Source organism: Bacillus cereus group sp. MYBK227-1, assembly GCF_051916325.1.
Lineage (GTDB): Bacteria > Bacillota > Bacilli > Bacillales > Bacillaceae_G > Bacillus_A > Bacillus_A cereus.
In genome coordinates this window covers 131,145-152,688 of record NZ_JBQAGK010000010.1, presented here as the reverse complement: position 1 = coordinate 152,688, position 21,544 = coordinate 131,145, and the positions used below count along the sequence as shown (strand labels likewise).

Genomic DNA, 21,544 nt, shown 5'->3' with positions numbered 1-21,544 from the left:
TTATATTATCAAGGAACGTACGTTCTTATTTTAAAGGAGGAATTTGTAATGATAAACGAACCCATTATCGTAAAAAAAGAAGCTTTCCAAGCAATCGGCGTTTCGATTACGACGACTAACGAAATAGAGGCATCTACTGAAGGGAAAATTCCCGAGCTCTGGAACCGATACTTTCAAGAACAAATGATGCATCACATCCCAAATCAAAAAACGAAAGAAACATTCGCATTCTACTCCAACTATGAATCAGATGAAACTGGTACATATACATTTACAATCGGTACGACCGTTTCTTCATTAGAAGACGTTCCTGAAAATATGACAACTTTAACAATACCTGCTGCTACATATGCGGTATTTACAACGAGAAAGGGACCAGTTGCTGAAGTCGTTTGCGAAGCTTGGGAATATATTTGGCAATGGTCGAAAGAAAATAAACGTGCCTTCACAACAGACTTCGAGCTTTACGACGAAAGAGCATTAGACCCAAATCATGCACAATTGGATATTTATATTGCGTTAGCCTAAAAAAAGATGCCCATTCGGCATCTTTTTTTGTCGTTAAATAGCTACTGGGCAAATTCATTATTATTGTCTACAATGAGAAAGTGCAGTATAGAAATATTAGAAACTGTATAAAGTGAAACTATAATCAGTGGGGGCATCTCCCATTAAGTATTAGCCCTCACCAATCGGGCGTTTACTTGTTTTTTAGTTTAAATTTGTCACATAGAAAGGAAGCAATATGGAGGAACTACAACAAAATAAAACTGCTTTAGAAGGAAGCGGAAAACCGTTATTAAAAAATACGAATTTCCTTTTTCTTTGGGCAGCTACTCTTTTTTCAAGCTTTGCTTTAGCCTTTTTTACTTTTTCACAAACGTGGTACATAGCAAAAACATTAAACCTTGAAGCTTCACTCGGTGTTGTTTTCGTAGCCCTTAGTGTTCCAAGGCTTATTTTTATGATTGTCGGCGGCGCTGTAGCTGATAAATTCCCGAAAAAAAATATTATGTTTTACTCCAATATCATTCGAGCGATTCTTGTCGCAACCATTCTCACATGGTTTATCGTTGGTGATGTAACGCTATATACATTTGCTTTATTCGCTTTATTCTTTGGACTTGCTGATGCTTTCTTCTGGTCAGCAGATGGATCTATCTTACCGGAATTGGTAGAAAAAAGCCGGTTAACACAAGCGAATTCACTTACACAAATGACGAACCAAGCATCGGTCATCTTAGGCCCTGTACTTGGCGGAATTCTCATTAAATTTACGAACTATGAGACAATCTTTTCCATTACGATTTTATTACTGATTGTCGCGGCCATACTCGTTCAAAAAATACAATTTACGATGCCAGAACAAAAAGATACAGATAAAGGTATGTTCACTTCCATTAAAGAAGGAATCTTATATGTAAAGGAATCGCCATTCCTTTCAACTTTCCTTATTTGTAGCGCCTTTTTAAACTTATTTTTAATCGGCCCGATGCAAGTTGGTTTCCCGCTTTTTGTTAAAAACGTGCTGCATGGTGATTCGCTCCAGTTTAGTTACTTAGAAGCATCTGTAGGCGGCGGAATGGCAATCGGTGCTGTCATTGTAGGTTTAAAAAATATTAATCGTAGACGCGGTCTATTTTGTATTATCATGATGCTATTGTCTGGTATATTCTTCTTAGCCATCAACTTTAGTACCGTACTTTGGCAAGCACTATTAGCTGGCATGTTTTACGGTATTACAATCGCAATGGCGATTGTACCGCTTATGGCAATGATTCAATCGACAGTCAAAGAAGAAATGATGGGACGCGTAATGAGTTTACTTATGCTATCATCAATGGGCTTTATCCCGCTCTCTTATGCATTCACATCCATTGCACTTGCAATAGGAATTCCAATCGTAACCGTTATGAAAAGTGGTGCAATAGCTGTTATCGTCTTCGTACTATTTGTAGCGATTCGTGTTCCAGTTGTAAGAAAGTTCGACTAGCTACTTGGAGTCATGTATTATACGCATGGCTCTTTTTTAAATGGATCAAATAACGCTATCCCCTTACTTCTTCTCACAGCTGCTCCCCATTCTAATCCAATCTCTAAAAATAAATCTCGCACTGTACTATATAAAAGTGCCTTCACATTTTTACGGATTTCCCCGTATTTATACGCCCTCACAACACTTTTCACGCGCCAAATGAAATTCCCATACACTTCTTCATCAGCTAATATTTGCTCCAGTAAAACACCTTGCTCTAGTAATCCACTCTTTTTATATGCAAGTTCCACCTTACTCCAAAATATATTAATCTTCTTCGGATTACTCGTCATCGGCAGAAGTGCGTATATAAAAGGCTTCGGTATATCATGACGGCAATACGTCTCATCAAGCTCGTACGTTATTTTTCTTTTCTCTTTTATTTGTGGAATGTTTTTAGAAAGAATTGTTTCCCTTTCGCTTTTTTGCTCCTTTCCGCTACAGCCAGCTGTATAATCCTCACTTTCACATGCGGACATTTTCATACGGTCATCCATGCGGTCAATTGCAGATATAAGAAATACATATAAGTTCGCACTATATCCGCCGCGCCTATGTCTTTCTTTTGTCGCAACACGCTTTATAATTCCTAGTTCCTCTAACTTTGCAATAGAGCGGCGTACTGTACGAATACTCTTTCCAACATTTGTAGCAATCGTCTCCATTAATGGACAAGCAACCCCCACTGTTTTCTGTTTCTCATTCACTGCATACTTTCCTAAAAAATGAATAATGGTAGCATCCGTTTTATTTAATTGAAATCGATAATGTTTCAAAACTTGTTTTTGATATGTATTAAACTCTTCTTTACTTCGAAATTCACTGTATGGTTTCATTAAATTATATAAGCTTCCCATTTATATCACCTCATTTATAAGTAAGAGGCAGGAAGAGAATTTGGCGTGGAATTTAATATTTTTTTAATGGAGATGAAAATATGATCGTAATTAGCGCTTGTTTAGGTGGTATAGCTTGTCGATATGACGGAAATGACAATCTCGTTTCAAAAATAGAGGAGCTACTACAAAAAGAAGATACAGTCCTCATTTGTCCTGAAGTATTAGGAGGACTGCCAACACCTCGTCCTTCTGCTGAAATTATTGGCGGGAATGGCGACGACGTTTTGGACGGAAAAGCGAAAGTGATGACCAAAGATGGTGAAGATGTCACAGAAGCTTTCGTAAATGGTGCTTATAAAGCATTAGAACAAATTAAAAATTTACACCCAGAATATATTATTTTAAAGGAACGTAGTCCATCTTGTGGCAGTTCTACGATTTACACTGGTGAATTTAATGGCAATAAGCAAACTGGTTACGGGGTAACTACTGCTTTATTTAAAAGACACGGATTTAAAGTCATTTCAGAAGAAGAATTTGAAAACAAAAAAAGGAATTGACCCTGTTCGTCAATTCCTTTTCTATCTGTCTTATTTCACGCCTAATTTTTCTTTCACTTTCGCTGGAAGCTCGTCTTTCTTTACTTCTTCCCAAGCTGATACACCTTTTTTATCTGAGTGATATACGCGTAGGAATGCTTCTTTATGAAGATTTTTTTGAGCTGTAAATTCTAATTCTTTCTCTTTACCGTCTTTATCAAAGCCAGTTAGCTTATACTCATAATCTTTAAATTTTTGACCATTATCAGCTTTACTATGAACTTCTTTTCCATCTACTGTAATTTGAACGTAGTACTCATCTTTACCCATACGGTTTAAATCACAACCAACTAACAAGCTTGCGAATACAACTAAAATACTAAATAGTGCAATGTATCTTTTCATTTCCTTCACCTCATATGTTTTTTCTTATATTCTTATCTTAAAGCCCAGAGCTTAAAGAAGAAATTCAAAAACATGACATGAACATTACACTTTTGTAAGATAATAATTATTTCTTCACTTTAGAAATTGTCATTCCATCACCAATTGGAACGAGTACAGATTCTAAATGCGGGTCGATTTCTATCATTTCATTAAACTTCTGTATAACGTTTTTGTTTCGCACGCTTCTCAGCTACACTACCGCCAATAACGTCTTTCACGCCAATTTCGCCACTTATCACGTAATTTCCTTATACCGTTTATTACGCCTTCTATTATACCCTCAATTATAATCTCTATTACAAGGTATCTTATTAAACTAATAATAGGTTTAATTACGTATTTCCTTATGAATTCAAGAATATCCTCCATCATATTTCCCTCCTTTTTTTCAAAAGGAAGCTGCTACTCCTCCGCGTCCTTTTACGTCCAATTACAATTGCTGCCCTACTGCGGCATATATCAACAAAACTAATACGTCAACAACATCCACAATAACGCTATTGAATTTGGAAGAAACTTCGGTAAATACTAATACTATAACATGGCTAAAAGAATTATTTTTTCATCTATATTTGGGGATGCTCCCAAAAACTTTATAAAATCAAAGACAACTTTACTACAACTCTTCCCGTAACTAATTTATTATCGTGGTAAACCGTCTTCCACTACATCCGTAACAGTTCCATTCGGTTCAAAGATTACACGTAATGATCCTTCTCCACCATAACCAGTATAGTCATATACTGAATAAGATTTATATTTCTCAATCACATGTGGCTGTCCAATTGCAGCTTTTACCTGATTCGCGGGCATACCTTTTTTGATTTTCAAATAGTGATTGTAACTTACTGCTGCCGAATTGTTATTTACATCTTTATACCACGGTACACGATCGTTTTTTTCTTCATATTCCTTTACAGGCTCTTCAATACGTTTCATAGATACCTCATTCTCATTCTCTTTATCTGTACCCTTTATAGCAGTACGTTCAATATTCACAACGTAACCATATGTATTTAATTCAACCATAATTTCATATGTACCATCCGTATCTTTTTCAGTATAAAATACGCGTTTTTCATTATTATTATAATGTTTTATATTCTCACCACCGTAGTCAATCGTATTAAGAATATCCGTATACGTCATACCTTCCTCAATCTTTTGAGATTCGTCATGAGAAATATAACGCTTCTTTGATGATGGAGCATCCTCATTTTTAATACTTTCACGTTTACTCGTGGTCATAGGTGTTTTCTTCTGATCTTTTAATACTTCTTCACCTTCGGCCTTCGCTGGTTGCTTTGCTCCTACTTTTGTTAATACGTCTGTATCGCTAGAACAAGCCCCCAAAATCGATACTGTAGTCAACGCCACCCCTACTATAAGTACTTTCTTAAATAACTTCATTCTAATCCCCCCGGTGTTTTTTAATATCTAGTAATCAACGTATTTTAATGAATACGGAACTATTCAGTTCTATACAATTTGCTATAGCCTTCTCCCTCATACACCTTTTTTATATAAAGTGAAACTTTAATCAGCCCTCACCAATCGGGCTTTTATGGGATAAATCTACCTATTAGTAATAACCGGTGAAACTACAGCTAGTCCGAACACGATCGCCAATCATCTTCGTTACAAATATTAACATTAAATACAACTAATAAATAGTATATTTCTTCTATTTTTTTACATTTCCGTTACGAAATCTTATCTTAAAACGAGCAATATGAAACTGGAATTCACAATATAAATCACATATCCTATATATAATAACATTTAAATTAAATTCCAAAGTAACTTTACATGCATTTTCTGTTTTAATGCCAAAAGAAAAGACCTTTCTAACGATTTTATTCCATCGCTAAAAAGGCCTTTTCTATTTCGTCTAAAAACTTAGCACTCTTCTGGTTTACCAGCATTCGTCGCTGTACGGAAAGATGATCCACATCCGCATGATGCGATTGCGTTTGGATTGTCGATTGTGAATCCACCGCCAAGCATAGATTGTTTATAGTCAATTTTTACTCCTTTAACAATTGGAGCACTTTCTTTATCGATAACAAATTCAACACCGAAAAACTCAAGAACTGTGTCGTCTTCTTTTGGTTCTACTTCAAATCCTAAGCCGTAAGAAAGACCGCTACATCCGCCGCCGTGTACAGCAAGGCGCACATACTTCTCTCCATCTTCAGCATCTTTTAACATATCTTTAATTTGAAAAGCTGCTTGTTCTGTTACTTCAATCATGAAATACACCTTCCTTTCTGTTCTTAGTCCATTATACATCTTTACGCTTCTATCTTGTACTCATACACTCCGCGGCAAATTACTTCCGCAGGTCCTTTCATCAACACGTTTCCTTCTTCAGTCCACGCAATCATTAAATCGCCACCAGCTAAATGAACAGTAATTTCCTTACCGCGTTCCATCTTTCCATTTAAAATAGCAGCTACAACTGCAGCGCACGCTCCTGTTCCGCAAGCTTGCGTTACACCAGATCCACGTTCCCAAACGCGGAAGTTCATCTCGTCATCATTCAAAATTTCGATAAACTCAACATTTACTCGCTCTGGAAACATTTCATGTGTCTCGAGGACTGGTCCAAGTGTTGTAAGAGGTGCTTTTTCTACATCATCAACCAAAATAACCGCATGCGGATTTCCCATTGAAACAGCTGTAAATGCATAACGATGATTATTATATAAGAAGTTTTCACGAATAAATGGCGTTTCACCTTCACCAAGCATCGGTATTTCTGCACGTGTTAGACGCGGTGTCCCCATATCAATTTTCGCTAATGTCACGACACCATCTTCTACTGTTACTTCAGCCGTTACAATACCAGCTAACGTTTCAATTGTGAAAACTGTTTCTTCTACTAGTTTATGCTCATACGCATATTTCGCTACGCAGCGCAAACCATTACCACAGCTCTTTCCTTCAGAACCATCATTATTAAACATGCGCATTTTCACCGGAGCTACGTCTGAAGGGCAAATTAAAATCATCCCGTCTGCTCCAATACCAGTATTAATATTTGAAACTTTTTCGGCCACAAGGGCTAAATCTTCTTCAGGAATTTGCTCTTCAAACATATTTACATATATATAACTATTGCCAAGACCATGCATTTTTGTAAAAGAAAATTGGCTCATTTATATTCACTCCAAAAATAATTTGTTATGTTAAGTATAAAATGCATGCTTTTAGAACACAATATGAATGTCCCCCGTTTCTCATATTTGACAACGTTTGGCGATGAGCCACTCTTACACAATTTGTGTAAGAAAAAAGCCCTTCTAAAAAGGGCCTTTTTTTATTTACCCCACTATTTTCAATTGGGGAAGGCTAATAATCAGCATTAGCCTTCCCCACAAAATAAAGTTTTATCTAATGGAAAAGGTGCTGCTAATTCGCAACACCTTAAAACATTGGATTTTCATCCAAATACTCATATACATTATTAACAAGCTCTTCTACTGTTGCACCTTGTACAACTTCACCATTTACAAGTGCAAACGGTCCTTCAAAACAAATACCACAATACCCTAGACAACCGTACTCCATTACATCTAAATTCGGATCTTTTTCTAATTTTTCTAGAGCTGCTTGTGAACCACTTGCAAGGTTACCTACACAAAATTCAATTAATGGTTTAATCAAAATTCTCCCCCCTGTACTACAAAACAAATTACCTTTTCACTTTATCTATAAGAAGAAAACTAAGCTGTTTCTTGTTGTTTTCGTTACACAGTCTAAACTATTTAGTTACTTCATTACTTCACTTCAAAGTAGATGACTTCTTCTATATAACATGCTACTTCCAATGAAATAGTAACTACAAAGGAAAAACAGTTTATTTTACTTTTCTTCTTATTGTACAACAGAGTATTCATTCATGCATTGTTATTTGTTCACAAATTCGATATAATTTGATTGAGTAAAGTCAAAATATTTTATTAATATAAAATTTTATGATTAGGGGATATTTCAACAGAAAAGGGGTAATCCATCATGAAACACCTCGTAATACTAGGTGGCGGCTACGGTGGAATGAGAATTCTGCAAAGGCTACTTCCAAGCAACCAACTTCCAGATGATGTACAAGTGACATTAATCGACAAAGTACCATATCATTGCTTCAAAACTGAATATTATGCATTAGTTGCGGGTACTATTTCAGAAACGCATATTCGTATACCGTTTCCTGAACACCCACGCCTCAATATTCAATACGGCACAATAACAAATATTGACCTCAAAGAAAAAGCTGTTCATCTCGATGGCGGCGAAGCAATCCAATATGATGATTTAATTATCGGACTTGGCTGTGAAGATAAATATCATAACGTTCCTGGGGCTAGGGAATATACACATAGTCTACAATCAATTGAACAAACACGTAAAACATATGAACAATTAAATAGTTTAGAACCAAATGCAACAGTAGCTGTTGTTGGTGCTGGCTTAAGTGGCGTTGAAGTAGCAAGTGAACTTCGTGAAAGCCGTTCTGATTTAAAAATCTATTTATTTGATCGAAAAGATAGAATTTTATTCCCGTATCCAGAGAAATTAAGTAGATACGTAGAAGAATGGTTCGTAAAACATAAAGTTAATATTATAAGAAACTCTAACATTACAAAAGTGGAACCAAATATTGTGTATAATCACGATGAACCACTTGAATGTGATGCAATTGTCTGGACAGCTGGTATTCAAGCAAATGAAGTTGTTCGAAACCTTCCAGTTGAACAAGATGGTAGCGGACGGGTTGTCTTAACGAAATATCACAATATTCCAAACAACGAGCATGTTTACGTTGTAGGAGATTGCGCAGCACTTCCACATGCACCATCTGCCCAACTTGCTGAAGGTCAAGGAGAACAAATTGTCCAAATATTATTGAAACGTTGGAATAATGAACCACTCCCTGATGAACTACCTGTTATTAAATTAAAAGGTGTTCTAGGATCTCTTGGTAAAAAACACGGATTTGGTTTACTCGCAAACCAACCGTTAATGGGACGTGTACCGAGATTATTAAAATCTGGTCTTCTTTGGATGTACAAATATCATAAGGGTTAATACTTTACAGGCTGTCTACTATGTAGGCAGCCTCTTTGCATCAGTTTTTAAAAATTATCAGACACATCTTTCTCAATATTTATAATGATTTATTTTTCATTTTTATATTAAAAACTACGGATAAACAGTGTATGCTATTTGTAAGTTGTTTTATTATTTCCTTGAAGACCGAATTCATTCGGTCTTATTTTTTATGTGATAAATACTTTTGTAGGAGGCATTACATTCCACTTATGAACTTATCGAAACTAAACAATCGAATAGAAGCGAAAAAGAAAGAGTTAATCTATCTCGTTGAACGATACGGATTCACTCATGATAAAGTGATTTCTTTCAGCCAAGAATTAGATCGTTTACTTAACTTATTAATAAAACTCAAGACGCAGAAAAAACGTTGCTCTTTATAACCGTTATCTTCTCTTTTTTGATACGATATAACTAGAATCAGAAAGGAGCGATTTATGTTTATATTAAAAAACGTTATATATAAAGATATACTACACATTCCTTATTTACAGATTCAAAAAGAAAAGATTACTTGCATTATCGGTGAAAGCGGAAGCGGAAAAAGCACGTTGCTTCGCATGTTAAACGATTTACAATCTCCAACATCCGGCACAATTGAATATAACGGAAAATTAATTTCTGATTATCATCCTATTCAATTACGTCGTGACGTAGTTATGCTTGGACAAACTCCACCTATTTTTGATGAAACCGTTAAAGACAACTTATTAATGGGACTTCGTCTTTCTGAAAAACCATTTCCAAATGATGATGCCCTGCGGAGTGCATTACAAACCGTTAGCTTAGACAAGCAATTAGAAGATAGCGCCTCCTCACTATCTGGCGGTGAAAAACAAAGACTTGCCTTTGCACGTATCGTACTTATGGATCCGCCTGTCTATTTATTAGATGAACCTACTTCAGCATTAGACAGTGATACAGAACGCCGCGTTATGAAACAATTTACTGAACTAGCACGAAAAAAGAAAAAAACAATTATCTTCATCACACACTCACAACAACTTCCAGAAGAAATTGCAGACCACATTATTGAGATTAGTAAAGCAAACGGTGCAACTAGAAAGGAAGTGCTCTCTGTTGAAGGGCGTTATTGAACTCCAAATTTGGCAACTTGCAGCTGCCTATATTTTCATTCTTATTTTAATTGGACTTGTAAAATTAAAAGGAATACCTCGCGAAAAACAAATCGCGCTCGCAACATTCCGTATGACGATTCAGCTCGTACTTGTTGCATATGTCCTTACATACGTATTTGAAAACAGTAATCCATTTTATACAATTGCTCTCATTACTTCTATTACTACCTTTGCAATTTTTAATATTTATAAACGAGTTAACATCCCAATGTCTAAAGAATTAAAACGAGTAGCCGCCCTTTCCATGGTCGCCGGATCAATTGGGCCACTTCTACTATTTATCTTTGTTATTATCGGACATGATCCGTGGTATGCTCCGCAATATATCGTCCCTATTACAGGAATGTTAGTTGGGAATGCCATGACTGGTGTTTCTCTCGGCGCAAATACGTTCTTAAACAATATGAAATCGCAAAGAGGTCAAATTGAAGGTGCACTTATGCTCGGCGCAACACCGAAAGAAGCAGCTGCTCCGCTCATTCGAGACGCTTTTGACTCTGCTATTTTACCAACAATTAATTCTATGGTCGGAATGGGAATTATAAGCTTACCAGGCATGATGACTGGTCAAATATTATCCGGTGTATCACCATTCACAGCCATTCAATATCAAATCGCCATCATACTCGGTATTTCTGGAAGTACTGCCTTTGCTGTCATTATCTTTTTACAGCTTGGATATAAAACGTTCTTTAATAAGCGATGTCAATTGAAAGAAATTGACTATGGTGCACGGTGAATCGTGCGTAGTTCACGATGAATGAAATTATATTAACGATTTTTTCAATATATCTATCATAACTTGCAATATATCAACGATTTTTCAAATATATCTATCATAACTCAGAATATATCAACGATTTTGTACGAAATATCGATTTACCGACAAAAAGTGACATAATAAAAAGAGGAGGCTATTCGCCTCCCCTTCTATTTACTTACGCCTTCTTAACGAACTGTGATTTTAACTTCATAGCTCCGAAGCCGTCGATTTTGCAATCGATATCGTGATCGCCATCAACTAGACGGATACTCTTTACTTTCGTACCGATCTTCACAACTGAAGAAGTTCCTTTTACTTTTAAATCTTTAATAACAGTAACTGCATCGCCGTCTTGAAGAACGTTTCCGTTCGCATCTTTTACAACTTTCGCACCATCATTATTTTCAGCTTCTGCTTCTTGGCCCCACTCATGAGCACATTCTGGACATACGAAAAGAACGCCATCCTCATACGTATATTCTGAATTACATTTTGGACAATTTGGTAAAGTAGCCATAAATTCATTTCCTCCGTTCATTATTTATACGTAAAAATCAAAATTGATGTTTACATCTCGATAAATAAAATTTGTATAGCATTTCTTTATAGTGCCATAGTCTCACGTTATTGACAAGCCTACCTCAAATTCTCATTTTTTATTGTATTTTACAAAATTTCAATTTGTATGCCGTTTTTCTATTTGCTCTTCTACTAATTTTAAAAATCTTCGTTGTGCATTTTTATTTTTTACAAGCAATCGAACTCTTAGCTTACTTTGTAAATATGAGCGAACTTTGTAGTTCGTAATAAATAACTTTCGATACTTTTCGTCTTCATATATCATTCGAAACCATTCATACTGCTGCAAGTAACGTATGTTAGCATCAATCTTTTTCGTGTGTAAACCCGTACTTAAACTAATCGATCCTATTAGAGCTTCTATTAATACTGAAATCATTTCTCTCCCCCTAATAAACAAAAGAAGAACCTTCACAAGATTCTTCTTTTCAAAATGAACGAGTTCCCTCTAGAAACCCCAATTATTTTCTTCAATGTAAATTTGATATTCTTCTACTTCTTCTTCACTTAACTTCTTATTATTTTCATATACCTCTTGCCACTCGAAATAATCTTCATCGAAATAAACAGCAAATTTAATTTTCACGTTTTTCTTCTCTGTATAATCATAACCAGTAAACTCTACTACGTCATAATCTTTTTCTTTCTTCACAAACTTCCAAGTTGGATTATCAGTCATAATCTCTAAAGTAACCCCTTCACCAGTTGAACGAACAACGTTTTTAATATTCGGCTCAGTTGGTAAAAGAGAAAGTCCGAGCATAGCTCCGCCAAACACAATCCCGACTATAACTTGTAAACCAATCATACCAGCTACACTAGCGCCGCCCTTTGATTGTAAGAAATACGCCTTCTCATGATCAGACGCATCTTCTCCCTTACGAAAAACACGAACACCATGCTTATAATATAAACGGTTTCCTTGCCATCCAGTAAATATCATCATTCCTAATTGAAGAGCTAAACTAAATGTTACATAAATCCCCTCTGGAATATCTATAAAAGGGGGTATAACTATACTAGGTATAGCCAATAACGCAAATATAATAAATAACTTATACATTTTGCGATAAGCTAACCAAAAAGTTGGGAAGAAAAAGGCTACCCAATTCCATGTATTCCCTTGCGCTGGATTTTCTACTTTCCCCCACTTAAAGTCATAATAAGCTGTATTCTTTTGAACAACTTTATGTAATTCTTGTGGAGAAATCGTTTCTTGTAAAACCGTGTCCTTCACGTACATCATCCTTTTCTTATTTCTATATACATTTATTGTATATGGACAAAATGAAGGAATCTAACAAAAAGGACACATATTTCATAAAAATGAACGGAAATCGAATATATTCCGACAATTATTCGTTTCTTATTTCATTTTACTTTAAAATATATTAAAATAATCGTGTATCATATCTTTAATACACTAAGTTAATTATTTTATATATTCACTAAAAAGGATGCATCAAAATCATTTTTAGTGAATATATACTACTATTTTAAAACAAACATCTCGACTTAAGAGCGCTCACAAATTAGCCTTCTACTATTTCAAACATATTTCCACTTACACAACTAATGAATAGTCCATTATTACCTTCCTCAATTGATACAATAAAATCTATTACAACAACATTTTTAGGGAGTTTAATTATATCTTTTACTTCACCACATTCAGCATCAAGTATTATCAATTCTAAATTTGAAGTTGCAATGTAAATTTCTCCATCTTTATATAACAGAACCTCTGTAATATCATGTAGAGTAGTATTGTTCCAAAGCACTTTACCTGTTTGAATATTAATACCACAAATTCTGCCTTCTCCTAAGGACAATACCATCATCTCTCCGATAAGAAATGGAGGCAATTCAATTTCAAAAGACATATTTACTTCATATAACTTTTGACCGCTCTTATGAATATGACGAAGAATAAGCCTCGCTCTAAAAAGGAGCAAGATTTTATTACAAATTTACACGCCACTTTAAAACCACTCGGCTTTAAGAAAAAAAGACATACAAAAAAGCCAGTTTGGGATGATTTTTATATAAATATAGGAGTTCACCCTATCGGTCTTCCGCAGCTTATTACGAACCAATTACAAATAAAAGAAAACATTTCAATATTCTATTGCATTCTACAAACAAGAATAGAGCCTATACATATCAAACAGAACCAACTATTGCATAATGTTTCACATGAAACTATCAACATTCCGAGTTACCTTTCTACTGTTTTCGACTGGTTTCAAACGTGGGCATCTTATGAAAATTTAGTGGAAATAAATATACATTCTATTACTCCGGTACTAGCTGTCGTTCCAATATTAGAAGAAAAAGCGTTTCTACTTCTTACCTGTTTTTCTTTCTACAAATTAAAACAGTACGAACAAGCTAATCGCTATTTACAGCAATATTTGCATTGTACTGTGCATCTGAATACCAAGGAAAAAGAGCCCATATTCTTTCACGAAGTTGATATGTATATGAAAAAACTAGTAGAAAGCACAATGTAATTTCACATTGTGCTTTCTACTAGTGCTTTATATTCTTCTTGTAACTTTTTAAATCAGAAATATTTTATCCTCCCCTACAACTCCCAAGTAATATTCATTTCTTCAAATGAATCCTTACTAACTTCCAATCCTTCGCTATCTTCCGTTCCAATCATTGCTACTTCTTCTTTAGACAACTTAATTTCCTCATTTGGACTTTGGATTTTTTTCTTATACACGAGTTGTAAAAGCTCTATTTGTTCCTCTGTCAGTTCATACTCTTCTTCTAGTCTTTCTATTGCTGATTCTGTATCAAGTAATGGAATTTCTAATAAGAATCCGCCGTGCTCTTCCATCTCTTCAAATGAATCAATTGAATACGCACCGCTATCCTCAATCCAAAATGCAGTTGTAATAAAAGGAACTGTTTCACCTTCTACTTCTTCTAATACATATTGAAGTGCTTCTTCTTTCGCAATATCTATTACTTCCCAAGGTGCCCCTTCAAAATAATTTTTCGCATCAATCCACTCATCAATTCTCTCACTATTCACATCTTGAAGACATACAATCGTATAATTCGGATGAAACGTAATTGTCCCTTGTCCGCCTTGGCTATCTTGCATACTATAGTTAAATCCATCCCATGAACTTTCATGTGAGAAATCTGGACAATGCGCTACATTAATTGCATGGGCAATCGACTTTAAAACGCATCCTTTCCATAATTGTTCTCTATCTATATGTAATTTATATTTACTCATCATCTTCCCTCATGCGCATATTTTTTTCTATTATCTTTCCTCTACACAATACTTGTAAATACTTTTCTATCTACTACAAAATAAAAAAGACAATACACCCCACTGTATTGTCCATTTTCTTCCCTACCATTTCTCTCTACACGTCTCAATTAAATGCAGTAAATACCTCTGCTCTTCTCCACCTTGAGAGCATTCTCTTTTCTTTTGGATTGTGCTGTATTCTCGCTACTTCTTTTAATAAAAGCTCCCATTCTTCCGCTGAACGTTCTGACAAGTATTGCAATCCTCTATCTTTTGAAACGATTGTTTTATGATCTAGTGTATATAAAATACGTCCCATCGCAACGACAGCTGATTCTACCCACTCTTCTATAAAAAATAAATATGGCTTCTTCGCCTTTTCACTCCAGTACTGTTCTACGTTGTATTTCATCGTATTTACTACATCATTCCATTGTATTTGCAGCGGAAGATATTCGTAATGCCTTGATTTTTCAACGTCCACCATGTGACCGCATTAATGTCCCAATGACCAACATTGGCTTTACCATCTGCTCAATACACGTACTCGTTCATTTCATCATTGTATTTCCCTAAGTCAGCAAGCGGAATATACATACCGTCCATTCTTTTACCTAGCGTATTGTCACTAAGTTTCTTATGTAGTTCCACAAGCTGCTGTTTTTCAGCTTCATTCACGGAATCATTTATCACTGTAACAAAATCAACATCGCTCGTTTCCTTATGAAATGCACCTAGTGCGATGGATCCGTAAATATATACCCCGACTATTTTTTCATCCCAAAAAATTTCTTTTAATTCTATTGTGTACCGCTCCATTAACTGTTGTACTTCCGTTGGTAACGCATGCTTCACTCCATTTTTCATATCTATCCCTCCAATAAAAAAGCCTTTGCAAATTCGCAAAGACTTCTTGTTTTATAAATATTTCTCGATTTCTTCATAAACATCCTTCAAACGAGGATTTCCTTCTCCAACAATTTCTCCATTTACAAGAACGACCGGATAAAATAAATCTTCTTCCACTACGCGCTCAGCGAATGCTTTTTTATCCGCATCTTCTTGTTCTTCTTGGAAATCAATATACTCGAAATTAAATTTATTTTCTTGTCCTTCATATTTACGACCAATTGCCGCTTGTAACCATTCAAACGTTTCTGTTGAAGATGGCATTCCGACGCAGCTCGCACAAATTACTTTCGTCCCATACACTTGAACATTAACCATTTCTTCTCCCCCACTTCTTGTCCCAACAGTATATTCAGATGTCTTATTACATAAGCACATCATTTTACAATCTTATCCCATACCCCTATACTGAAAAAACACGATACAATATTTCGACAATAAAACAAGAAGAGAAAAAATAGATTTTCCCCTCTATCTTGATTATAATAAAACTGATGAAAGGAGTCGATAAAAATGGAAAACCCACATATGCAAGAACAAGTATTAGAAGTATTAGATAAATTACGTCCATTCTTACTTCGCGATGGCGGAGACGTTGAATTAGTAGACATTGAAGAAGGTATCGTAAAATTACGCCTTATGGGTGCATGCGGAAGCTGTCCAAGTTCTACAATCACACTAAAAGCTGGTATCGAGCGCGCGTTACTTGAAGAAGTACCAGGCGTTATCGAAGTAGAACAAGTATTTTAATCTAAAAGCGGAAGCGGCTCGTTCAGAATCGCCTTCTAAAAGGAGACCAAATTTGGTCTCCTTTTTTTATTCAAATCACATTTATCCGTTAACATCCTAAAACAAAATTGGAAATCCTTCTCAAAAAATGAGATAATTAATACTATATAGTGAATCGTTCACACATATACAGTAAAAAAACATAGGGGGACGACAGATGCCAAAAATGGGGAACACTTTTGTAACAATCCAAGAACTAGAAAAGAAAAAAGAGTATTTATTAGGCCTTTCATCCGTTATACCAACATGGAATACAAGCTATCAATTTTTATTTAAAGAAATCCAGCAAGAATTATTGGGTAAAGTAAATGAAAAGCTCGAAAGGCATCAATTCGTTTTAAATATATGTACAGATCAACAGGTAGGGGCATAATGTATTACATAAAATTGTGGTATATAAAAAAGAGACCTCACTCGGTCTCTTTTTTATATTTTTAAGATAACCAATCTAATTTTCTAATCCCGAGCTTATCTACTGGTAAACGAAGTGAGCCATAAAAGTGCTTCATAAATTGCTCTGAGCGGTTTACATCGTGTAAAATGGCTTCTAAGCGATCTCTATATATGCTTTTTTGTTCTTCGTTTCCAGTTTGATAATATCGTTCGACCGTTTCAAAATAGTGAAGCGGGAACAGGAGCCTTGCAAATAATAAACGCCAACCAAATGAGGACAGCGAGTAATTACGTTCATAATCTGTAACAAATTGAACGATTGTTTGATCCCAGTCTTTCTTTTTTTCAATCATCATATAGCGAATCCATTCTGCTATATCTCGAGTTGGGTGATCATACACCCAATCAAAAGGAAGTTTGAGACGCTTCGTTTGATGCCATAATAAAGGTGTGAATCGTTCTTGGCAAATTGTCGCTGCATCCGTTAGTTGCGGCGTATCATCCATTTCTGTATCAACAACATATTGAATTGCATTTTCTGCAACTCCTAAGTAATACGGGAAGGATTCAATAAACAATTGATCGAATACGTCTGTAGGGTGGTTCATCACTTGTGATTGCCAAAACTTTTCTAACTGATCGAGTCTCTTTTCCCATAACGCTTTCCATTCACCAATGCGGCTTAATTGCTCGATTTCTTCTGGAAAGAATGCACCTCTTTTATGGAATATAGAAAGTTCACTTCCTAATGACGTAGCATGTCGTTCTAACGCTCGCATACCTTTTAATAAGCAGTAATTTTGTTCTTCTATCTCACTTACATAGTAGCCGTGTATAGTTGGAACGAAAGTCGCTACAGTTATATCCCCTTGCTGGTTCATATAGTCACTGAGCTTTTTCATCTCTACAAGTACTTCTTCCTCCATTTCTCCAATTGGAACAAGTACATAAATTTTGTTGCGAATCCAAAAGCTTTTATAGGGGCCAAGGGGGATTAATTCTTTAACATGCATGTGATAATGCTCATAAATATGCTGAATCATCGCAGTCGCCACCTATGGTTTTTCTTTATATATATGAGCTTGTGCTCGCCTTTCATTCCTATGCACATGATAAAGCAACGAAACGTATACAAATACTAAAAAGAAAAAAAGGTGATAAACATGAAAGAATCAAATCAACTACAAGAAAGAGCATTACAACTATTACAAGAACGTGGTGTAACAATTGACGATATTGCTGAACTTGTTCATTTTCTTCAAAAAAAATATCATCCAAATTTAGAGATGTCAGAATGCCGTTACAATGTAGAACGTGTACTATCAAAACGTGAAGTACAAAACGCACTGATTACTGGTATCGAGCTTGATGTCCTTGCTGAAAAGGGAATGCTAAGTGAACCGTTACAAGATATTGTAAAACGTGATGAAGGCCTATACGGAATTGATGAAGTTATCGCACTTTCTATCGTAAACGTGTACGGCTCTATCGGTTTCACGAACTTTGGATATATTGATAAATTAAAACCTGGTATTTTAGAATACTTAAATGATAAATCAACTGGAAAAGTACACACATTCCTTGACGATATCGTTGGCGGAATTGCTGCCGCAGCTTCAAGCCGTTTAGCGCACCGAGCTGAGCACTCAGAATAATAATGTTTTCTAGGCCGTCAGTTTCATGCTGACGGCCTTTCGTATTCCATAAGCATAAATTCTCTTCCGCGACTCAAAAAAATAGTCCCTTGTTTAAATCCGATATTTTTATATAACGTAATCGCTCTTGTATTAAATGTTGCTACGCTTAATCGAAACATTTTTGCATTAAACTCTTTCGTGGCAAACGCTATTCCAGCTTGGAAGAATTCTTTCCCTATTCCCTTCCCAGTTAACGCCGGCTTCATGCCAAGTCCGATATCAATCACATCTTCTCCACCATATAAATTAGCATCTCTTCCACCTGGCACTTGTGCATTTGCTCCAAAACAAAAATAACCGATGAGGTCTCCTTGATCGTCACAACAGCCATAATACGTTCCATCTAATAGCTCTTCTATTACTTCTTTCTCGCCTGAAAAACTATATAAACTATAAGGTTCCTCGTACGTCCACGTATTTATCTTCTTTGCTTCTTCTATCGTTAACTTATGTATATCCACTTTCTCTTTCCCCCTATTATATTTCTATTAACAATATTCGATATTCATCTTATAATTCATCTTTATCAATATATTTTTTAAATTTATCGCTTCATTTTTATGGAATATTTTTCTTATTATGTTACGATTAAACAGAATCATTACAAATAAGGTGGTGACAATTTGAATTACTTTTCTTATCTCTCCTCGGAAGAACGGCAAAATTTTTTCTATAAAGAACCTCTTAGTTTTTCAAAAAATATAGGGAAAGAACAACTAGCTTACGCACTAGGCGCCACACTATATACTCCTGGCACGAAAGAAACGATTGCGGAAGATATAATTAGAAAGAAACATGTGGATGCTACCTCAATTATTCTTTGTCTAGAGGACGCTATCAGCGATGAGGAAGTAAAACTTGCAGAGCAAAACATCGTCGTTCAAATACAGCAAATCGCTAACTTAGCCAGTGCCAACATACTAAATCAAGCAGACATCCCGCTTCTTTTTATTAGAGTTCGACAGCCAAGTCAACTGAAGACAATTGTTACTGAATTAGGTAGTGCTGTTCATTGTTTATGTGGTTTTGTCTTTCCAAAATTCACACCGATTAACGGAAAGACTTATATCGATCAGCTTGCATATATAAACGAGTTATACTCATTATCGCTATATGGCATGCCGATTTTAGAATCCCCCGAAATTATGTATAAGGAAACACGGGCAGAATCATTATTACAAATAAAGGATTTACTAGATTCTTATCACGATTACATCTTAAATGTACGTATTGGTGCTACTGATTTTTCAAGTCTATTTAGTATTCGGCGCAATAAATACACACCTATCTATCATATTACCGTTGTCCGTGATTGTATTTCAGACATTATTAACGTTTTCTCAAGGGCAACAAATGAATATATTATTTCAGGATGTGTATGGGAATATTTTTCTAATGATCATGAAGAAGGGCTTATTCAAGAGGTATCACTTGACCATGCAAATGGCTTAATCGGAAAGACAGTTATTCACCCATCTCATATTAAAGTTGTACAGGCAATGCACATTGTCACAATGGAAGATTATTTAGATGCGAGATCAATTTTACAAAATGCAGATACGTATAATGGAGTGCTAAAAAGCAGTTTTTCTAACAAAATGAATGAAGTAAAACCTCATTATGGCTGGGCTCGCAAAACCATTTTAAAATCTAATATTTACGGGGTGCTACATGAAAACAAACAATTCACCGATCTCCTTATTACAAACGCAAAGCAACACGTATAACGTTTTAAATAATATACAAGTCCATGTAGAAGTACGTGATAATCCATATAATTTAGCGCTAGACAATCTTTTTCAAATGGCTGCGAGAATAAATAAGAAACGTAGTTTTTTATTTGTGAGTACAATCCTTGGAAAGCATCTTCCTATTAAACCTGCAGTCTCTCTATCAAGTGGAGTTGCTCTCGCTGCAAGATATTTGGAAATACTACATAATATTTCTCATCCATTTCAAAAAGAAATTTTAAATCTCATTTCATTAGAAATTGATGAAATCCCAGAGGAAGTATTTCGTTATCAATATCCTCTGCAAGAAGAAGTTGTGTTCATCGGATTCGCTGAAACAGCGACAGCACTTGGTCATTCTATGTTTCAATGCTTTCAAAATGCAAAGTATGTGCATACAACTAGGGAATCGATACCCCACCTAGAATCTGTCATTACATTTGAGGAAGAACATTCTCATGCAACATCGCACCGTTGTTATGTAGATGAAAGCTTTTTTCAAAACAACAACCCGATTGTTCTCGTAGATGATGAGATGACAACAGGAAAAACAGCATTAAATATTATTAGATCTATTCAAAATAAATTCCCACGAGAAGAATATATAATTGCTTCTTTATTAGACTGGCGTTCTCATACTAATAGAAAACAATTTAAACAATTAGAAGAAGAACTTCAAATTAAGATTCATGTTATTTCTTTATTAGAAGGCAGTATTCATAAAACTGGTCAACCATTAAATATTGCAAAAACAGATATTCAAATTAAAGAAACAAAACCTGATTTCAAAAAGCATACCCTTACCTGTCCAAAATCACCCTATACATCAAATTATATAAAATATACTGGGCGATTTGGCATTTCAGCATATGAACAAAAGCACATTCATTCTTTCGCTCAAGAAGCAGGAAAAACTTTAAAAAGAGAAAGAATGGGAAAACGAACACTCTGTCTCGGAACGGGTGAATTTATGTATATCCCAATGAAAATTGCTGCTGAAATGGGTGAAAATATTTTATATCAATCTACAACAAGAAGCCCTATCCATCCTGTTTCAAATGATGTAAACTACGCCATTCATAATCATTTCTCATATCCAAGTCCTGAAAATTCTACTATTACAAATTACTTTTATAATATTTCACCTCATGATTACGATGAAGTATTTGTTTTTATTGAGCGTGATTTAGGAGAAGAAGCCCTGTTTCCTCTTCTACAGCAGTTACAAACAGTTATTCCTTTTATTCATATCGTCTCATTTTCAAATAGCATAGAAAAGGAAGGTTGATAATT

At 35.2% G+C, this 21,544-nt stretch carries 26 protein-coding genes and 3 pseudogenes; 13 read left to right on the top strand and 16 right to left on the bottom strand.

The window, feature by feature from the left end:
• Window positions 1-48 precede the first annotated feature (48 nt).
• Both ACTFRM_RS28130 and ACTFRM_RS28125 read left to right on the top strand, forming a co-directional pair.
• Window positions 49-528 carry a GyrI-like domain-containing protein gene (locus ACTFRM_RS28130; RefSeq protein ID WP_000606657.1) on the top strand — a complete coding sequence of 160 codons (480 nt, stop codon included), beginning with the start codon at window positions 49-51 and terminating at the stop codon, window positions 526-528.
• 217 nt (window positions 529-745) lie between these two features.
• The gene (locus ACTFRM_RS28125) at window positions 746-1,993 is read left to right on the top strand and encodes an MFS transporter (protein WP_000391944.1); all 1,248 of its coding nucleotides are present in this window, start codon (window positions 746-748) and stop codon (window positions 1,991-1,993) included.
• A gap of 17 nt (window positions 1,994-2,010) precedes the next feature.
• Here ACTFRM_RS28125 and ACTFRM_RS28120 read toward each other — a convergent pair whose 3' ends face one another.
• Window positions 2,011-2,892 (bottom strand): helix-turn-helix domain-containing protein, encoded by an 882-nt coding sequence (locus ACTFRM_RS28120; protein WP_000535273.1) that lies wholly within the window; start codon window positions 2,890-2,892, stop codon window positions 2,011-2,013.
• A gap of 80 nt (window positions 2,893-2,972) precedes the next feature.
• On the opposite strand from ACTFRM_RS28120, the gene ACTFRM_RS28115 reads away from it, so the two are divergent.
• Entirely contained in the window at window positions 2,973-3,434 is a 462-nt protein-coding gene (locus tag ACTFRM_RS28115; protein WP_000635488.1) for a DUF523 domain-containing protein, read from the top strand.
• Between the two features lie 30 nt (window positions 3,435-3,464).
• On the opposite strand, the gene ACTFRM_RS28110 is transcribed toward ACTFRM_RS28115, so the two are convergent.
• The 6 genes and pseudogenes from ACTFRM_RS28110 to ACTFRM_RS28085 form a co-directional block, all read right to left on the bottom strand.
• Entirely contained in the window at window positions 3,465-3,818 is a 354-nt protein-coding gene (locus tag ACTFRM_RS28110) for a YxeA family protein (protein ID WP_322372832.1), read from the bottom strand.
• A 106-nt stretch (window positions 3,819-3,924) separates the two neighbouring features.
• Window positions 3,925-4,099, bottom strand: a pseudogene (locus tag ACTFRM_RS28105) (methyltransferase).
• Between the two features lie 403 nt (window positions 4,100-4,502).
• Complete coding sequence (locus tag ACTFRM_RS28100) at window positions 4,503-5,270, bottom strand: hypothetical protein (protein ID WP_000765217.1); 768 nt, start codon at window positions 5,268-5,270, stop codon at window positions 4,503-4,505.
• Between the two features lie 489 nt (window positions 5,271-5,759).
• Window positions 5,760-6,113 carry a HesB/IscA family protein gene (locus ACTFRM_RS28095; RefSeq protein WP_000573822.1) on the bottom strand — a complete coding sequence of 118 codons (354 nt, stop codon included), beginning with the start codon at window positions 6,111-6,113 and terminating at the stop codon, window positions 5,760-5,762.
• Window positions 6,114-6,154: 41 nt separating this feature from the next.
• Complete coding sequence (dapF, locus tag ACTFRM_RS28090) at window positions 6,155-7,021, bottom strand: diaminopimelate epimerase (protein ID WP_322372833.1); 867 nt, start codon at window positions 7,019-7,021, stop codon at window positions 6,155-6,157.
• Window positions 7,022-7,289: 268 nt separating this feature from the next.
• Window positions 7,290-7,529, bottom strand: coding sequence for a YuzB family protein (locus tag ACTFRM_RS28085; RefSeq protein WP_000595026.1), 240 nt, complete (start codon window positions 7,527-7,529; stop codon window positions 7,290-7,292).
• 351 nt (window positions 7,530-7,880) lie between these two features.
• Here ACTFRM_RS28085 and ACTFRM_RS28080 point away from each other — a divergent pair, with 351 nt between their 5' ends.
• The 4 genes from ACTFRM_RS28080 (at window position 7,881) to ACTFRM_RS28065 (ending at window position 10,853) form a co-directional block, all read left to right on the top strand.
• On the top strand, window positions 7,881-8,951 hold the full coding sequence (locus tag ACTFRM_RS28080; protein ID WP_000682071.1) for an NAD(P)/FAD-dependent oxidoreductase: 1,071 nt from the start codon (window positions 7,881-7,883) through the stop codon (window positions 8,949-8,951).
• A 233-nt stretch (window positions 8,952-9,184) separates the two neighbouring features.
• Window positions 9,185-9,358: an aspartyl-phosphate phosphatase Spo0E family protein gene (locus ACTFRM_RS28075; protein ID WP_001054090.1), complete on the top strand. Its 174-nt coding sequence runs from the start codon at window positions 9,185-9,187 to the stop codon at window positions 9,356-9,358.
• 54 nt (window positions 9,359-9,412) lie between these two features.
• Window positions 9,413-10,072 carry an ABC transporter ATP-binding protein gene (locus ACTFRM_RS28070; protein ID WP_322372835.1) on the top strand — a complete coding sequence of 220 codons (660 nt, stop codon included), beginning with the start codon at window positions 9,413-9,415 and terminating at the stop codon, window positions 10,070-10,072.
• Window positions 10,056-10,853: an ABC transporter permease gene (locus ACTFRM_RS28065; protein WP_000679254.1), complete on the top strand. Its 798-nt coding sequence runs from the start codon at window positions 10,056-10,058 to the stop codon at window positions 10,851-10,853. The genes ACTFRM_RS28070 and ACTFRM_RS28065 overlap by 17 nt, the downstream gene beginning before the upstream one ends.
• 199 nt (window positions 10,854-11,052) lie before the next feature.
• Here ACTFRM_RS28065 and phnA read toward each other — a convergent pair whose 3' ends face one another.
• The 4 genes and pseudogenes from phnA to ACTFRM_RS28045 form a co-directional block, all read right to left on the bottom strand.
• Entirely contained in the window at window positions 11,053-11,394 is a 342-nt protein-coding gene (gene phnA, locus ACTFRM_RS28060) for an alkylphosphonate utilization operon protein PhnA (RefSeq protein WP_000212737.1), read from the bottom strand.
• 159 nt (window positions 11,395-11,553) lie between these two features.
• Window positions 11,554-11,835: a hypothetical protein gene (locus tag ACTFRM_RS28055; RefSeq protein WP_000626489.1), complete on the bottom strand. Its 282-nt coding sequence runs from the start codon at window positions 11,833-11,835 to the stop codon at window positions 11,554-11,556.
• Between the two features lie 69 nt (window positions 11,836-11,904).
• The gene (locus ACTFRM_RS28050; RefSeq protein WP_157404439.1) at window positions 11,905-12,702 is read right to left on the bottom strand and encodes a DUF2628 domain-containing protein; all 798 of its coding nucleotides are present in this window, start codon (window positions 12,700-12,702) and stop codon (window positions 11,905-11,907) included.
• A 286-nt stretch (window positions 12,703-12,988) separates the two neighbouring features.
• Window positions 12,989-13,372, bottom strand: a pseudogene (locus ACTFRM_RS28045) (PQQ-binding-like beta-propeller repeat protein); the annotation flags it as partial.
• A 3-nt stretch (window positions 13,373-13,375) separates the two neighbouring features.
• Between ACTFRM_RS28045 and ACTFRM_RS28040 the strand changes: the two are divergent.
• Window positions 13,376-13,969 (top strand): DUF4304 domain-containing protein, encoded by a 594-nt coding sequence (locus ACTFRM_RS28040; protein ID WP_002182981.1) that lies wholly within the window; start codon window positions 13,376-13,378, stop codon window positions 13,967-13,969.
• Between the two features lie 74 nt (window positions 13,970-14,043).
• On the opposite strand, the gene ACTFRM_RS28035 is transcribed toward ACTFRM_RS28040, so the two are convergent.
• The 3 genes and pseudogenes from ACTFRM_RS28035 to ACTFRM_RS28025 all read right to left on the bottom strand — a co-directional run bounded on the left by ACTFRM_RS28035 (window position 14,044) and on the right by ACTFRM_RS28025 (window position 15,960).
• Window positions 14,044-14,712: a hypothetical protein gene (locus tag ACTFRM_RS28035; protein WP_088322158.1), complete on the bottom strand. Its 669-nt coding sequence runs from the start codon at window positions 14,710-14,712 to the stop codon at window positions 14,044-14,046.
• A 123-nt stretch (window positions 14,713-14,835) separates the two neighbouring features.
• Window positions 14,836-15,600: pseudogene (locus tag ACTFRM_RS28030) on the bottom strand (nucleotidyltransferase domain-containing protein).
• Window positions 15,601-15,651: 51 nt separating this feature from the next.
• Window positions 15,652-15,960, bottom strand: coding sequence for a YuzD family protein (locus tag ACTFRM_RS28025; protein WP_000248588.1), 309 nt, complete (start codon window positions 15,958-15,960; stop codon window positions 15,652-15,654).
• Window positions 15,961-16,155: 195 nt separating this feature from the next.
• On the opposite strand from ACTFRM_RS28025, the gene ACTFRM_RS28020 reads away from it, so the two are divergent.
• Together ACTFRM_RS28020 and ACTFRM_RS28015 are read left to right on the top strand one after the other, a co-directional pair.
• A complete protein-coding gene (locus tag ACTFRM_RS28020) occupies window positions 16,156-16,392 on the top strand; it encodes a NifU family protein (RefSeq protein ID WP_000431159.1) in 237 nt (78 codons plus the stop codon).
• Between the two features lie 196 nt (window positions 16,393-16,588).
• Window positions 16,589-16,804 (top strand): hypothetical protein, encoded by a 216-nt coding sequence (locus tag ACTFRM_RS28015; protein ID WP_001125507.1) that lies wholly within the window; start codon window positions 16,589-16,591, stop codon window positions 16,802-16,804.
• A gap of 61 nt (window positions 16,805-16,865) precedes the next feature.
• Here ACTFRM_RS28015 and yutH read toward each other — a convergent pair whose 3' ends face one another.
• Window positions 16,866-17,867 (bottom strand): spore coat putative kinase YutH, encoded by a 1,002-nt coding sequence (gene yutH, locus ACTFRM_RS28010; RefSeq protein WP_000614215.1) that lies wholly within the window; start codon window positions 17,865-17,867, stop codon window positions 16,866-16,868.
• A gap of 120 nt (window positions 17,868-17,987) precedes the next feature.
• Here yutH and ACTFRM_RS28005 point away from each other — a divergent pair, with 120 nt between their 5' ends.
• Entirely contained in the window at window positions 17,988-18,479 is a 492-nt protein-coding gene (locus ACTFRM_RS28005) for a phosphatidylglycerophosphatase A family protein (protein WP_000665103.1), read from the top strand.
• Window positions 18,480-18,502: 23 nt separating this feature from the next.
• On the opposite strand, the gene ACTFRM_RS28000 is transcribed toward ACTFRM_RS28005, so the two are convergent.
• Window positions 18,503-18,982, bottom strand: a complete 480-nt coding sequence (locus ACTFRM_RS28000) for a GNAT family N-acetyltransferase (protein ID WP_000351157.1) — start codon at window positions 18,980-18,982, stop codon at window positions 18,503-18,505.
• A gap of 162 nt (window positions 18,983-19,144) precedes the next feature.
• Between ACTFRM_RS28000 and ACTFRM_RS27995 the strand changes: the two genes are divergently transcribed.
• Both ACTFRM_RS27995 and ACTFRM_RS27990 read left to right on the top strand, forming a co-directional pair.
• Window positions 19,145-20,248, top strand: coding sequence for an HpcH/HpaI aldolase/citrate lyase family protein (locus ACTFRM_RS27995; protein ID WP_001106080.1), 1,104 nt, complete (start codon window positions 19,145-19,147; stop codon window positions 20,246-20,248).
• The gene (locus tag ACTFRM_RS27990; RefSeq protein WP_000856297.1) at window positions 20,193-21,539 is read left to right on the top strand and encodes a phosphoribosyltransferase family protein; all 1,347 of its coding nucleotides are present in this window, start codon (window positions 20,193-20,195) and stop codon (window positions 21,537-21,539) included. Before ACTFRM_RS27995 ends, ACTFRM_RS27990 begins: the two co-directional genes overlap by 56 nt.
• Window positions 21,540-21,544: the final 5 nt, after the last annotated feature.